Annotated in this window: 15 protein-coding genes; 13 read left to right on the top strand and 2 right to left on the bottom strand. The window is 69.8% G+C overall.

The window, feature by feature from the left end:
* The first annotated feature begins 37 nt into the window (after positions 1–37).
* From CGL27_RS52915 to CGL27_RS48980, 7 genes are all read left to right on the top strand, one after another.
* A complete protein-coding gene (locus CGL27_RS52915; RefSeq protein ID WP_240450914.1) occupies positions 38–373 on the top strand; it encodes a hypothetical protein in 336 nt (111 codons plus the stop codon).
* A 58-nt stretch (positions 374–431) separates the two neighbouring features.
* Positions 432–1,247, top strand: a complete 816-nt coding sequence (locus CGL27_RS49000; protein WP_119994124.1) for a putative sulfate exporter family transporter — start codon at positions 432–434, stop codon at positions 1,245–1,247.
* A gap of 190 nt (positions 1,248–1,437) precedes the next feature.
* Complete coding sequence (locus tag CGL27_RS48995) at positions 1,438–2,727, top strand: FAD-dependent monooxygenase (RefSeq protein WP_205587881.1); 1,290 nt, start codon at positions 1,438–1,440, stop codon at positions 2,725–2,727.
* A 551-nt stretch (positions 2,728–3,278) separates the two neighbouring features.
* Complete coding sequence (locus tag CGL27_RS53730; protein WP_346345718.1) at positions 3,279–3,725, top strand: hypothetical protein; 447 nt, start codon at positions 3,279–3,281, stop codon at positions 3,723–3,725.
* Positions 3,722–4,738: an IS3 family transposase gene (locus CGL27_RS48990; RefSeq protein WP_346345717.1), complete on the top strand. Its 1,017-nt coding sequence runs from the start codon at positions 3,722–3,724 to the stop codon at positions 4,736–4,738. The genes CGL27_RS53730 and CGL27_RS48990 overlap by 4 nt, the downstream gene beginning before the upstream one ends.
* A 28-nt stretch (positions 4,739–4,766) precedes the next feature.
* A complete protein-coding gene (locus CGL27_RS48985; protein WP_119994123.1) occupies positions 4,767–5,042 on the top strand; it encodes a LysR family transcriptional regulator in 276 nt (91 codons plus the stop codon).
* Positions 5,043–5,081: 39 nt separating this feature from the next.
* Positions 5,082–5,876: a class I SAM-dependent methyltransferase gene (locus CGL27_RS48980; protein ID WP_162953247.1), complete on the top strand. Its 795-nt coding sequence runs from the start codon at positions 5,082–5,084 to the stop codon at positions 5,874–5,876.
* Positions 5,877–6,085: 209 nt separating this feature from the next.
* Here CGL27_RS48980 and CGL27_RS48975 read toward each other — a convergent pair whose 3' ends face one another.
* Positions 6,086–7,192, bottom strand: coding sequence for a M20 family metallopeptidase (locus CGL27_RS48975; protein WP_119994121.1), 1,107 nt, complete (start codon positions 7,190–7,192; stop codon positions 6,086–6,088).
* Positions 7,193–7,224: 32 nt separating this feature from the next.
* Complete coding sequence (locus CGL27_RS48970; RefSeq protein WP_119994120.1) at positions 7,225–8,262, bottom strand: LacI family DNA-binding transcriptional regulator; 1,038 nt, start codon at positions 8,260–8,262, stop codon at positions 7,225–7,227.
* 155 nt (positions 8,263–8,417) lie between these two features.
* On the opposite strand from CGL27_RS48970, the gene CGL27_RS48965 reads away from it, so the two are divergent.
* From CGL27_RS48965 to CGL27_RS48940, 6 genes are read left to right on the top strand one after another with little or no spacing between them, the layout of a single operon-like run.
* On the top strand, positions 8,418–9,302 hold the full coding sequence (locus CGL27_RS48965) for a BtpA/SgcQ family protein (RefSeq protein WP_119994119.1): 885 nt from the start codon (positions 8,418–8,420) through the stop codon (positions 9,300–9,302).
* Positions 9,299–10,237, top strand: a complete 939-nt coding sequence (locus tag CGL27_RS48960; RefSeq protein ID WP_119994118.1) for a carbohydrate kinase family protein — start codon at positions 9,299–9,301, stop codon at positions 10,235–10,237. Before CGL27_RS48965 ends, CGL27_RS48960 begins: the two co-directional genes overlap by 4 nt.
* A 14-nt stretch (positions 10,238–10,251) precedes the next feature.
* On the top strand, positions 10,252–11,262 hold the full coding sequence (locus tag CGL27_RS48955) for a substrate-binding domain-containing protein (protein WP_119994117.1): 1,011 nt from the start codon (positions 10,252–10,254) through the stop codon (positions 11,260–11,262).
* Positions 11,262–12,029: an ATP-binding cassette domain-containing protein gene (locus tag CGL27_RS48950; RefSeq protein WP_078646615.1), complete on the top strand. Its 768-nt coding sequence runs from the start codon at positions 11,262–11,264 to the stop codon at positions 12,027–12,029. Before CGL27_RS48955 ends, CGL27_RS48950 begins: the two co-directional genes overlap by 1 nt.
* 1 nt (position 12,030) lies before the next feature.
* Positions 12,031–13,050, top strand: coding sequence for an ABC transporter permease (locus CGL27_RS48945; protein WP_119994116.1), 1,020 nt, complete (start codon positions 12,031–12,033; stop codon positions 13,048–13,050).
* A complete protein-coding gene (locus CGL27_RS48940; RefSeq protein WP_119994115.1) occupies positions 13,047–14,102 on the top strand; it encodes a phosphotriesterase in 1,056 nt (351 codons plus the stop codon). Before CGL27_RS48945 ends, CGL27_RS48940 begins: the two co-directional genes overlap by 4 nt.
* Positions 14,103–14,125 lie beyond the last annotated feature (23 nt).

Genomic DNA, 14,125 nt, shown 5'->3' with positions numbered 1-14,125 from the left:
GTCGCGGAATGATGGCCGACCGTGCTGCTGCGACTGGGTGGAGCGACAACTCGGCGAGAAGAGGGTGCGGTTCGCCCCGAGCGACCGGGCATACCTGGCGGCGCTGCTGTACCGGCTGCCACGGGACGTGCTGCGCAGACTGCGTCTGGTGGTCCATCCCGACACCGTATTGCGCTGGCACCGCACCCTGGTCGCACGCCGCCACGCGGCGGCCTCCCGCCCCAAGCTCCGGGGCCCGCCGGTACGTGTCGGCGGTCATCGAGCACGCCAGCCGACGTATCCGGATCCTGGGCGCGACCGCGCACCCCACCGCGCGAGCGCCTCGGCGGCATCCTCTACGAATACCGACATGTCGCATGACCTGGGCGGATGAGATTTTCCGGCAAGCGTAGCGATCGGAGGTCCGACCTCTGATCGCAAGACTGTAGGCCGTGCCCGTCGCCCAGTCCAAGCTGTCGGCTCTGGTGCCACGTCTACCCGGACTGGCTCTCGCGTCGTCCATCGCCGGGGCAGCCACGGTGGTGGGCCGGCTGTTCCCCATCGTCGGCGACCCGGTGACCGGCATCGTCCTCGCTATCCTGCTCGCCGCGGTGCTCAAGCCGGGGGCGCGGCTGCGCCCGGGCATCAGCACCGCGAGCGGGTTCCTCCTGCAGGTGGCGGTCGTCGTTCTCGGCTCGCAGCTATCACTGGTCCAGATCGTCAGGGTCGGGATCAGCTCGCTGCCGGTCATGGTCGGCACGCTGGTGGTCTGCCTGGCCGCCGCCTACTGGATCGGCCGCGGACTCGGCATCGTCGACGACCTGCGCACCCTCATCGGAGTGGGCACCGGCATCTGCGGCGCCTCGGCGATCGCGGCGGTCACACCGGTCATTGGCGCGGCCGGCGTCGAGGTCTCCTACGCGGTGTCCACCATCTTCCTGTTCAACATCGCCGCGGTGCTCGCCTTCCCCTTCCTCGGCCACCTGCTCGGGATGCACCAGCACGCCTTCGGCCTGTTCGCCGGAACCGCGGTCAACGACATGTCCTCGGTGGTCGCCGCCGCCACTACCTACGGCGCCCCCGCGGCCGACTACGCGGTCGTGGTCAAACTCACCCGCACCCTGATGATCATCCCCATCTGCCTGGGCCTGACCATCTCAGGACTGATGTCGGATCAGCGTCGGACACTGTCCGTTCTCACTGGTCCTTTCAGAGTCTCACTGTGTTACGGGCAGATCTGGCGAAGTCTCAGGCGGCGGCCTAGCTGACAGGATGGTTCGCCTGGTTTACACCAGTCTGGGTTGATGTGAGTCTCATCGGAGTTGGCGTTTCTCATCAATGTCCTGCCGTGACCGATGAGTTTTGTGCGGATCCGTGGTCGATACGGCTGGATACACCGACAGCGGTGGGCCTGTGCTGGGGACGTTCCAGCGCGGGAGGAAGCACATGGAGGCTGTGATGAGCGTCGACGACTCCGACCAGGGGCACGCGATCCGGACGGGCGGGCAGGGGACGCGGGTGAGCGGCCCCAGGGTGTTGGTGGCGGGGGCGAGCATCGCGGGACCCGCGCTGGCCCACTGGCTGCGCCGGCGGGGGGCCGAGGTGACCGTGGTGGAGCGGGCTCCCGAGCTGCGTCCCGGCGGGCAGGCGGTGGACGCGCGCGGGGTCGCCAGGGAGGTCATCGGGCGCATGGGGTTGGACCCGGCGGTGCGCGCGGCGTGCACCGACACCGCCGGCGCGCACACCGTGGACGCGGACGGGCAGGTGCTGGAGACCTTCCGTGCCGACGACGACGGTGGCGACGGGTTCATCGCGGACATCGAGATCCTGCGCGGGGACCTGTCCCAGGTGCTCTACGACGACACCCGCGACGGCGTCGAGTACGTCTTCGGCGACCGAATCGCCGAGCTCGCCCAGGACGCGGACGGGGTCGACGTGGTCTTCGCGGGCGGCAACCGGCGGCGCTTCGACTTGGTGGTCGGGGCAGACGGGCTGCACTCGGAGCTGCGAGCGATGGTCTTCGGGCCGCATGAGCGGTTCCTCCGCCACCTCGGGCACGCGCTGGCCTTCTACAGTGTGCCCAACGAGTTCGGGCTGGACCGCTGGCTGCTGGAGTACCAGGATCAGGAGTCCGGGCGCTCCGCCCTCCTGCGGCCCATCCAGGACGCTACCCGGGCGATGGCCATGTTCTACTTCGCCTCGGCTGACTTCGACGTCGACCACCGTGACGTCGCGGCCCAGAAGGTCCTGCTGCGGGAGCGGATGGCGGGCCTGGGCTGGTTGACCCCGGACATCCTCGCGCACCTGGACGACACTCAGGACTTCTACCTCGACCAGGTCGCCCAGGTGGTGATGGACCGTTGGTCGAGTGGACGGGTGGGGTTGCTCGGGGACGCGGCGTTCAGCTCGTCGCCGATGTCCGGGCAGGGCACCGGGCTGGCACTGGTCGGTGCCTACCTGCTGGCCGGAGAGCTGGCCGCTGCCGGATGGGACCCCGACGCCGGGTTCGCCCGCTACGAGGCGCGGATGCGCTCGTTCGTCGAGGCCAACCAGGAGATCGGCCGGTTGAACGCCCGCAGCCGCGACGTCCCCGGGCCAGACGCCAAGCCGCGCCCCGATTTCGCCAGCGAATGGTTCACGGAGCTGGTCGGGCGCGCGATCAACGGCGTCGAGCTGCCCGACTACGCGGGGGTGCCGGACTCCGCAGCCCCGGCCGGATCGCCGATCACCTCGTCGGCCAAGCCGTAGGTGTCACATAACGTGTCGAGAGGGACCACGCTTCGGTAGGACACCGCCGGACGACCTCCGCTCATGCCGCATGGTGAGCGTTGGAGCGCCCGTTCGGCGGCCAGGCCACGTTCCGATGAGGCGGTGTTGGCTCGGAAAACTGACAAGATCAATGAGAATCCACCGCGTGGGGTCTCTGTGGTTCTGTCACTTGCCTGGTCGGCGCTCATCGGAGCTGACAAGACCATTGAGACATCAGCCCCGTGACGTCCAAGCCCATTGATCCCAGCCGGATCGCTCGCCCGTCTTGTCTCAAGGCAGTTGTCAGTGCGCAGCTCGCCGACATGGCTCCCTGACACGATGGATGAGAACGGACAGATATGACACGGTGCTGAGAGCCCCAGGTCGTGGCCATCACTCCTTTGGGTTAAGCCGTGAAGGTGTGCCCCCGTCGGTATGTCGGAGGGGGCATGGTGCTGGCGATGGCGGTGCCCTCCCTGTCAGACTCTCGTGAGACATGAGGACAATCGAGTCTTCTGTTGTTAGTAGGGCGAGAACAGGATCTTTCGAGCGTGACGCTGAGCAATGCCGATCTCCTGGCCGGTGTGGCCGATGATGAGGTCGTGGGCAAGAAGAAGCGCGGTCCCCGCGCGGGCGGGCCGAAGCGGCGGACCTTCACCGCGGAGTACAAGCTGCGGATCGTGGAGGAGTACGAGCGGCTGACCGAGCCGGGCGCGAAGGGCGCGCTTCTGCGCCGTGAGGGGTTGTACCACTCGCACATCATCGACTGGAGGACCGCCCGGGACGCGGGCGCACTGGATGCGCTGGCCGCCAGGCCGTCCGGACCGACGGGCAAGAGCGCGGCCGAGAAGGAAGCCGAGCGGCTGCGGGGGGAGAACGAGAAGCTGGCCGCAGAGCTGGCCAAGTCCCAGAAGGCGCTGGCCATCCTGGGAAAAGCACACGAGCTCTTGGAACTGCTCTCCGAGAGCGAGGACTCCGAGCCCAAGCGGAGGAAGTGATCACCGAGGCGTTCGCCGCCCTGGAGTCGGTCGTCGGGATCAAGCCGGCCTGCGAGCTGACCGGCCGCTCGCGGGCCACCGTCTACCGGCAGCGCCACCCCAAGCCCCGCGTGGCCGGGCCGCGCCGGCCGCCGGCAACGCACCCGGCGGCCCTGTCCGAGCTGGAACAGGCACGGGTACTGAGCGTGCTGCGCTCGCAGCGGTTCGTGGACAAGTCCCCCGCGCAGATCTGGGCCACCCTGCTGGACGAGGGCACCTACCTGTGCTCGGTGTCCACGATGTACCGGCTGCTGCGTGAGCACGGTGAGGTCCGCGAGCGCCGCGCGCAGGCCGCCCACCCGCCCAGGACCAAGCCCGAGCTGGTGGCCACCGGCCCGAGCCAGGTGTGGACCTGGGACGCCACCAAGCTCAAGGGCCCCGACCGCGGGATGTACTACGACCTGTTCGTGATGCTCGACATCTACTCCCGCAAAGCGGTCCACTGGCTCGTCGTGCCGCGCGAATCGGCCGCACTGGCCAAGGAGTTCATCGAAGACGCCTTCCGCGCCAACGGCGGGGTCGTCCCGGACGTGGTCCACGCCGACCGGGGCACCTCGATGACCTCCAAGCCAGTCGCCCAGCTGCTCGTCGATCTGAACATCGTCCGCTCGCACTCACGGCCACGCGTGTCCAATGACAATCCGTACTCGGAAGCAAACTTCAAGACCCTGAAGTACTGCCCGGTCTTCCCCGACCGGTTCGGCTCACTGGCCGACGCCCGCGCCTTCTGCCAGCGGTTTTTCACCTACTACAACACCGTCCACCGGCACTCCGGCATCGGACTGCACACCCCCGCATCCGTCCACGACGGCACCGCAGTCACGATCCGAGCCCGGCGGGCCGACGTCCTGGCCGACGCCTACGCCACCAACCCGCACCGGTTCCGCCGAAGACCGACGCCACCCCGCCTCCCGAAGGCGGCCTGGATCAACCAACCCGCCAAGGAGAAGCATCAGGAAGAACCCGCAGCCTGACGTGTCTCACCGAAATTGACAGGCACCGGTGCGACCTGAGGGTGGGGATGGCGGCGGAGGTCACGTCCACCCAGACCTCGCGACCGCAGCCAAGGCACTCAACCTCGACCGCTCCACGATCTGGAACTACCTCGACCGACTCGAGAAGGAACTGTCCGGCCGACTGGTCCACCGATCCGGCAAACGACGACGCACCACCACCCCCACCACCTTCGGACACCACGTCATCCAGGCCATCCGCGACCTGGAGCACGCAACCAGAGCCCACGATTCCCATTCCGCCCACAGCGATGAGGGGCCGTGAGGCCTCCCAGCCGCGAGAGGGGCTTGGCATAGTGCCCTCATGACCGTTGGGTTCAGTGGTGAAGTGGCCGAATACTACGCGAAATTCCGGCGGGCCTATCCCGAGCAAGTGCTCGACTTCCTCCAGGACTACTTCTCCCTGACACCCGACGACAGCGTCCTGGACCTCGGATGCGGCACAGGGCAGCTCGCCCTCCCGCTTGCCCACCGAGTCCGATCGATGATCGGCATGGACCCCGAGCCGGACATGCTTCGCCTCGCTCGTGAAGCGGCCAGCCAGCGTGAAGTCCGCAACGCCACCTGGGTGCTCGGCGCCGACACCGACGTCCCTGCCCTCGGCACACTGCTGGGCCACGCGTCTTCCCTTGCGATGACCGTCATCGGACAAGCTCTCCACTGGATGCGACACGACGAACTGTTCAGGAACCTGCTCCCGCTGTTCCGCGCAGGCGGAGGCATCGCCGTGATCGCGAACGGGGCACCGCTATGGCTGCCGAACACCGCCTGGTCCCGTGCTCTACGCACCTGCCTGGAACAGCACTTCGAGACCGAACTGACCGCATCCTGCGGAACTGCCGATCAGGACCGGATCCGGTATGCACAGGCCCTCGAAGACGCCGGCTTTTCAGACGTGCGGAGCACGACGGTCTCCTACACCGACGAGCTGACCTTTCAGCAGGTTATCGGCGGTCTCTACTCCGCCATCCCCGCAGAGCAACTCCCGGGGGCCGATCAGCGGTCGGCATTCGAGGACAACATCCGGAAGGCAGTGCCGCACGCGGAGCCCTTCCCCGAGCAGGTCCTCGTCTCCGTGCTCGTCGGCCGGACTGCCTGACTGGACGCACACCGTCCCCGGTCGAGGAAATGACACGTTGCTGAGACAGCAGTCAAGCGACAAGGACTGAGACGAGGGAAAGAAGCCCAGGTCACAGAGCCGCGGCCGGGATGTTTTCGGCACCCCAGAGGGCGGGAGTCCGACGGTGCGGACGGTGCAGATGCGGTGGTCTCCGGACCCGGGCCCTGGACGGCAACGCGCTCGTCGGACTACAAGCGCCGCAGCAGCCGGTGCATCGCCTCCGCGGACTCGGTCATGGCGGCCAACGAGCAGGATTCATCGGTGACATGGGCCTGGTCCGGGTCGCCCGGTCCGTACACCACCACCGCCGGATCGCCGAGCCGACCGGTCAGCACCGAGGCGTCGGTGAAGTAGGTCGCGTACTCGGCCGGGCGGGCCGAGGAGCCGGGGGCCAGGATCTCCCGCACGGCGGCGGCCGCCGACGGGTCGGTGGCGACGCCGGGCAGGTCCAGCAGCACTTCGAGGCCGATGCCGTCGCCGCACAGCCGGGCGATCTCCGCGATCGCCTCGTCCCGTCCGAAGCCGGGAACGGTGCGCACGTCCAGCCGCATCTCGGCGCGGTCCGGCACCAGGTTGGGCTGCTCGCCCGCGTGGAAGGTGCCGATGTTGACCGTGACCGGGCCGTGGGTCGGGCTCACCGGCCAGTCACGGTGCCCGTGGATCCTGCTCGCCGCGGCGGCGAGCGCGGCGATCGCGTTGCGGCCCAGCTCCGGGCGGGAACCGTGCGCGGAGACCCCCCGGGCCGTCGCGGCGAGCCACAGCACGCCCTTGTGGCCGAGGACGGTCCGGTTGCCGGTCGGCTCGGCCACGATGAGCAGGTCGGTGGGGGTGAGCGACGCCGCGTCGATCTCCTCGGCCCCATGGCAGCCGGTCTCCTCGCCGAAGGTGAAGATCAGCTGTACGGCGGTGTCCCGCGGGCTTTCCCGGGCGGCCCGTATCGCCGCCTCGACCTGGCAGGCCACGCCCGCTTTCATGTCGCTGCTGCCGCGGCCGAGCAGTCGGCCGTCGCGCAGTTCCCCGCTCATCGGGTCGAACGACCAGCCCGACGGATCGGCGGGCACGGTGTCCAGGTGTCCGGTGAAGGTGACCGGCACCCGTGGTGCCACGGGCCCGAAATGGGCGATGACGTTGGCCCGGCCGGGTATCGGCTCCTCGACCCGGACGTCGAATCCCGCGCCGTCCAGCCGGTCCGCCACCAGTGTGGCGGCCGGTGCCTCCCGGCCGCCCCGGGTGTCGATCCGCACCAGCCGCCGCGCGAGGTCCGTCGCACCGCGCCAGGTGTCCGCGTCGTCCATCGGGGTCCTCCTGGGGTTGTGGTGAGTCGCCGTCATATGCGGTCCGGGGGCGCTTGCGTGGCCCGGGTGCTGTCGCGCACCACCAGGGCCGGCACGAGTGAGATATGCGCGTGCGGACCGCGCTCGGCGTCCTTGGCCAGGCTCGCCGCGGCCAGCAGCCGTACCGCCTCCGCGGCGATCCGGTCGCGGGGCTGATGGACCGTGGTCAGGGCCGGCTCGGCCAGCCGGGAGAACTCGATGTCGTCGTAGCCGGTCACCTGCACCTGCTGGGGCACCGCGAAACCGTGGGCCCGGCAGGCGCGGGTGGCCCCGAGCGCGATCAGGTCATCGGCGCATACGAGCGCGTCCGGAAGGCCGCCCTCCGCGATCAGCCGGGCCACGGCGGCCTCACCCCACTCCACGCTGTAGTCCCCGAGCAGCACCTGGTCCGGCTTCACCTCGATGTTCAGCTCCTCGGCGCGCCTCCGGAACCCGGCGAACCGCTGCTCCGTGGAGGAGTGGGTCATCAGCGAGCCGATGAAGGCCGCCGACCGCGCCCCGCCGTCGTGGAGGTGGTCCACGACCTGCCGCATCGCGGCGACGTCGTCGACGCCCACCCAGTCGGTGGTGGTGCCGTCGACGAATCGGTCGAGCTGGACGAGCGGCAGCCGGTCCGCGGTCTGCTGCACGGCGGGCCGGCTGTCGACGCCGTGGCTCGGGCTGACGATGATGCCGTCGACGTTGCGCGCGGCGAGCGAGGCCAGCCGGCGCGCCTCGATCCGCGGGTCGGAGCGCGCGTCGCACAGGAACAGTTCCTTGCCCTCCTTCCCCAGGGCGTGTTCCACGCTCTCCACCAGGGAGGTGAAGAACGGGTTGGTGATGCTGGGCACGACCATCCCCACGGTGTCGGTACGACTGTTGCGCAGTGCCCTGGCGATGACATTGACCTGGTAGCCCAGGTCGTCGGCGGCGCGGCGCACCTTGCGTTCGACCGCGGCCGAGACCTGGCCCCGGCGGGAGAGCACCCGTGACACGGTGGCGGTGGAGACACCGGCCCGCTCGGCGACCTGAGCGATCGTAACCCGTTGCAATCGATTACCTTCCTGCCGGGAAACATGTCGGTCACATGGCTCCAACGCCGATGTGACCTGGCGCGTTGAATCAGCATAGAGCCTTGACACGGCACCTGACCCCTGCCTACGGTCCTCCGCAACTCAGCTGTAATCGATTGCATTGAGGTGGCGTGATGACGACATCCGCGAACACGAGCGACCTCGGGGTGTTCCCACCCCGGCCGAACGCGATCAAGGAGCTGTTCGGCACCCCGAAGGTCGTCATCGGCGTGGTGCACCTGCCGCCGCTGCCCGGCAGCCCGCATTACGAGGGCACCCCGCTGGACGAGATCTGCGCCTTCGCGGTCGAGGAGGCGCGGGCCTATCTGGAGGGCGGATGCCACGGGCTGATCGTGGAGAACCACTGGGACATCCCGTTCCTCAAGCCGGGCGAACACGGTTATGAGACATCGGCGGCGATGGCCGTGGTGACCGACCGGGTGCGGCACGCCGTGCTGGAGGGAGCCGGCGGCAGGCTGGGGGTCAGCGTGCTGTCCAACGCCGCCGAGTGCGCCATCGCCTCCGCCTGGTCCGGCGGCGGCGGATTCGTCCGGGTCAACCAGTGGGCCAATGCCTATGTCGCCAACGAGGGCATCATCGAGGGCCAGTCGGCACACGCCAGTCGCTATCGCAGCCGGATCGGTGCCGGTCCGGTCAAGGTCTTCGCCGATGTGCACGTCAAGCACGGTTCGCATGCCATCGTCGCCGACCGCACACTGGCCGAACAGACCGAGGACGCCGAGTTCTTCGGCGCCGATGTGCTGATCGCCACCGGCTCCCGGACCGGGGACGCCGCCTCGCTGGAGGAGGTCGAGGGCATCTCCGCCCACACCACCCTGCCGGTGGTGATCGGCTCCGGTATCACCGCGGGCAACATCGGCGGCCTGCTGCCCGCCTGCGACGGGGTGATCGTCGCGTCCTCGGTGAAGGACAACGGCCGCTGGTGGGGCCGGGTCGACCAGGCCAAGGTCCGCGAGCTGACCACCGCGGCGGCCAAGGCCGGAGTGGTGCTCCCGTGATCGTCTTCTGCGGGTACGCCAACATCGACCTGACCGTCGGTGTGCCCGCGCTGCCCACTCCCGGTGACCGTGTGCAGGCGACCGCCATCCGCCACGGCCACGGCGGGATGGCCGCCAATGCCTCGGCGGCCGCGGCCCGGACGGGGGCCGACGCGTGGTTCGCCGGTGTGGTCGGACCGGAGCCGCGGAGCACGGCGTTCCTCGCCGCACTCGCCGCCGACGGGGTCCGCACCGACTGGACCGCCCGCACCGGCACCCTCACCACCGCCGTCGTGCTGCTCACCCCGGACGGCGAACGCGCCGTCATCAGCCAGGACGACGAGTTGGACGCCCGGCACATCACCCGTACGGTACGGGCCGCGCGCAAGGCCGGGGCGGACTGGCTCTACCTCGACGGCTACCGCTTCCCCGAGGCCGCCGCCGCGCTGGCCGAGGCCGCCGCCGACGCCCCGCCCGGGACGCCCGGACCGGGCCTGGTGGTGGACCTCGATGGCTGCGACCGGGCGGAGGCGATGCGCACCGCGCTGTCCGCGGCCGATCACGCCGTCGTCGGCCGGCCGCTGGCCATCGCGCTGCTGGGCGGAGAACCGGCCCTGGCCCGGGCCGCCGCCGACCATGACGTCCATCTGGTCGTGACCGACGGCTCGCGCGGCTGGACCCTGCTGACCCCGGCCGGTGACCGCCACGACGGTCCGGCGATCGAGGTGGACACGGTCGACGCCACCGGGGCCGGAGACTGCTTCACCGGCGCATACTGTGCCGAACTGGACCGGGGCCGGTCCCCGCTGGAGGCGGCGCGCTTCGCCGCCGTCGCCGCCGGCCTGTCCTGTACCCGCCCCGGCGCCCGTGACGGGCTGCCCGACCGGCGGGCCATCGAATCCTGGCTCGCGGCCCACCCCCCTTCCGAAACCCCGGAGCCGACCCGCACCCCGTAGGACAAGGAGAGCAGATGCGCCAGAAAGTGACGGCCGTGGTCGCGCTGGGCCTGCTGCTGACGACCGTCGGCTGCGACACCCAGGCCCGCCGCGAGATGGCGGCCGAGAAGAAGACCACCGAGCAGGGCCCGCCGCCGCCCGCGGAGGTCGCCCGCTCCTGTACCGTCCGCGGCCACGCTCCGAAGATCGGTATCGTGCCCATCAACCTCCAGGCGCTGTTCTTCAACCAGATCAACACCGGCGCCCGGACCGTGGCCCGCAAGTCCGGGGTCAAAACCCAGATCGTCAACGGCAACGACGACTCCGCCACCCAGGCCAACGCCATCGACGACCTGGTGGCCAACCACTACGACGCCATCATCGTGGACGCGGTCGACACCGAGGGCATCAAGCCGGCCATCCGCCGGGCCAAGGCGGCGGGCGTGCCGGTCGTCGCCGTGGACGCCACCATCGACGACCCCGCGGTCTCCGTCCAGGTCGGCGTCGGCAACGCGGAAGGCGGCCGGCGGATCGGCGAGGCCCTGCTGAAGACGGCCGGCAACCGCGGTGGGATCGGCGTCGTCGGCGCGCTCAACAGCACCATCCAGAACGAGCGGCAGAAAGGATTCACCAGCACCGTCACCGCCAAGGGCATGAAGATCCAGAACGTGGTCGACGGCCGGAACATCCAGGAGAACGCCCAGACCTCCGCCGAGAACCTGCTCACCCGCGACCCCGGCCTGAAGTACGCCTACGCCACCGGCGAGCCCGCCCTGATCGGCCTGGCCGCCGCCGTGGTCAGCCAGCACCGCACCAAGGACCTCAAGGTCGTCGGATGGGACCTGTCCAGCCAGGCCGTCGACGGGCTGCGGGCCGGCTGGATCACCGGTGTGCTGCAGCAGAACACCTTCCGGTTCGGCTACGAGGCCATGAATTCCGCGATCGACCTGGCCTGCGGCCGCACCGCCCGCCGACAAGTGCCCGTTCCCACCCAGCTGGTGACCCCGGACAACGTCAAGAACTACCTCTACTACCTGGAGAAGTGATGGGCGAGAGCGCGCTGGTCTCCCTGCGAGGAATCACCAAATCGTTCGGCGCCGTCCGCTCGCTGCGCGGCGTCGACCTGACCCTGGCCCCGGGCGAGGTACTCGGCCTGGTCGGCGACAACGGCGCCGGGAAGTCGACCCTGATGAAGGTCCTGGCCGGTGCGGTCCAGCACGACGGCGGGCAGATCTCCATCGACGGCCGCGACGTCCGCTTCACCAGCCCCGCCGACGCCCGCCGCGAGCGGGTCGGCATCGTCTACCAGGACCTCGCCCTGTGCGACACCCTCGATGTGGCCAGCAATCTGTTCCTCGGCCGTGAACCGCGCAGAGGCCCCTTCATCGACCGCGCCACGATGCACGCCCGGGCCGCGGAAACCCTCTCCGAACTGCACGTCCGGGTGAAATCCACCTACCAGGAGATCGGCGAGCTCTCCGGAGGGCAGCGGCAGGCCGTGGCGATCGCCCGTGCGGTGTCGTTCCGCCCGCGCGTGCTGATCCTGGACGAACCCACCGCCGCGCTTGCCGTCGCCGAGGTCCGGCAGGTGCTGAAGATGATCCGCGACGTCGCCGCCCAGGGCGTCGGCGTCATTCTGATCACCCACCGGCTGCAGGACCTGTTCGAGGTCTGCGACCGGATCACCGTGATGTACGAGGGACGCAGCGTCGAGGACGCTCCGATCTCCGATCTCGACATCGAACGGCTCGTCGCCATGATCACCCGATCCGGCGCCACGCACGGCGGGCCCGACACCGAAGAGGTGGCCTGATATGAGCGCCGACACCGCGATGCGCACCACCGCCGTACTGGGCCGGCCCCCGGGCCGCTGGCAGCGCGCCAACAAGGCCACCCTGGCCATGCTCGGCGTGGGCGTCGCGCTCTTCCTCGGCTTCGGCATCGCCGCACCCAACTTCCTGACCTTCACCAACCTGGCCAACCTGGCCACCCAGGTGGCGATCACGCTGATCGTGGCGGTCGCCATGACCTTCGTGATCAGCACCGGCCAGATCGACCTGTCCGTGGGATCGATCCTCGCGTTCACCGCCACCTGTACCGCCGAGATGCTCCAGGCCGGCTGGGACTCCTCCGTGGTGATCATCGTGGCGCTGCTCGCCGGGCTCTTCTGGGGCGCCGTCAACGGATGGCTGTCGGCCTATCAGAAGATCCCCCCGTTCATCGTCACCCTCGCCACCATGTCGGTCGTCCGCGGTCTGGCACAGCTGTGGACCAAGGGGTTCTCCGTCCCCATCGACGCCCGGCTCTTCGTCGCCAAGCTCGGCGACGCCTCCTTCCTCGGGCTGTCCGCGCTGGCCTGGATCGCCCTGGCCACGGTCGCCGTCGGAGCGGTCCTGCTGTCGAAGCTGCCGTTCGGCTCCTACGTCAACGGCATCGGCGCCCAGGAGGAGTCGGTACGGCGGGCCGGGGTGAACACCGCCCGGGTCAAGATGATCACCCTGATGATGACCGGGGTGGCCGCCGGTATCGCCGGGCTGCTCACCGCGGCCAGGCTGGGGTCCGGCTCCGCCAACTCCGGACAGGGCTTCGAGCTGACCGTGATCGCCGCAGTCGTGCTCGGTGGCACCAATCTGTTCGGCGGCCGGGGCACCGTACTCGGCACCGTCATCGGCGCCCTCATCACCGGAGTCATCGCCAACGGCCTCAATCTGCTCGGCGTGAGCCCGTTCCTCACCCCCATCGTCACCGGACTGGTGCTGCTCGCCGCGATCTGGATCAACCTGCGCGGCCGGGCGATGGCCGATCTGTTCACCCATCTGACGGGCCGCTCATGAGCGGCCCCGCCCCCCGCACCGTGACCACGGTGACCGGGCCGGTGCCCAGCACCGGGCTCGGCCTCACCCTCACCCATGAGCATCTGCGCAACGACGTCCGCAAGGCCGTCACCACCCCGGCCGACCCCCGGCTCGGTCATCTGCGCGACGCCCGCACCACACCCGAACTGGCCTGGCTGCTGCGCGAGCAGCCCTACGCCTGCCTCGACCACTGTGTGCTCGATGACACCGAAGGAATGCTGGCCGATCTGCGCGCGTTCGCCGCCGCCGGGGGCGGCACGATCGTCGACGTCACCCCGGGCGGACTGGGCCGCGACCCGGCGGCGCTGCACGCGCTCTCCGAGGACAGCGGCGTACGTGTGGTCATGGGCAGCGGCTGGTACCTGGAGCCCTACCATCCCCGGCCACTGTCGCCGGCGGACGAGCGCGGCCTCGCCGTCGCATTGCTGGCCGAGTTCACCGAGGGCGCCGACGGCACCGGGATCCGGCCGGGCGTCATCGGCGAGATCGGGGTCTCCCCGCGGTTCACCGAGGGCGAGCACACCGCGCTGCGCGCCGCCGCGCGCACCCAGCGCGAGACCGGTGTGCCGCTCTACATCCATCTGCCCGGCTGGCAGCGCCGCGCCCACGAGGTCCTCGACCTGGTGCTGGGCGAGTACGGGGTGACGCCGGCCGCCGTGGTGCTGTGCCATATGGACCCCTCGCACGCCGACCCGGACTATCAGCGGTCGGTGGCCGACCGCGGCGTCTGGCTCGAATTCGACATGATCGGCATGCCGTTCCACTACCCCGGCGAGGGGCAGTCCCCGGCACCCCACGAAACCGCGCACGCGATCGCCGGGCTCATCGCCCGCGGACACGGCGACCGGCTGCTGCTCAGCCACGATGTGTTCCTCAAGAGCATGCTCACCGCCTACGGCGGCAACGGCTTCCGCTATGTGCCGGAGCCGTTCCTCTCCCGGCTCGTCGAGCACGGCGTGCCCCGGCGGACCGCCACGGGCCTGCTGCACACCAATCCGGCCCGGCTGTTCGAGCACGCCGCCGCGTCCTGACCACCGTCCCGGAGTTTCGCCCC

Origin of the sequence: Streptomyces sp. 11-1-2, assembly GCF_003595545.1 — a bacterium.
Lineage (GTDB): Bacteria > Actinomycetota > Actinomycetes > Streptomycetales > Streptomycetaceae > Streptomyces > Streptomyces hygroscopicus_B.
The sequence above is the reverse complement of the archived record's forward strand: the minus strand, read 5'-3'. Positions and strand labels throughout refer to the sequence as shown.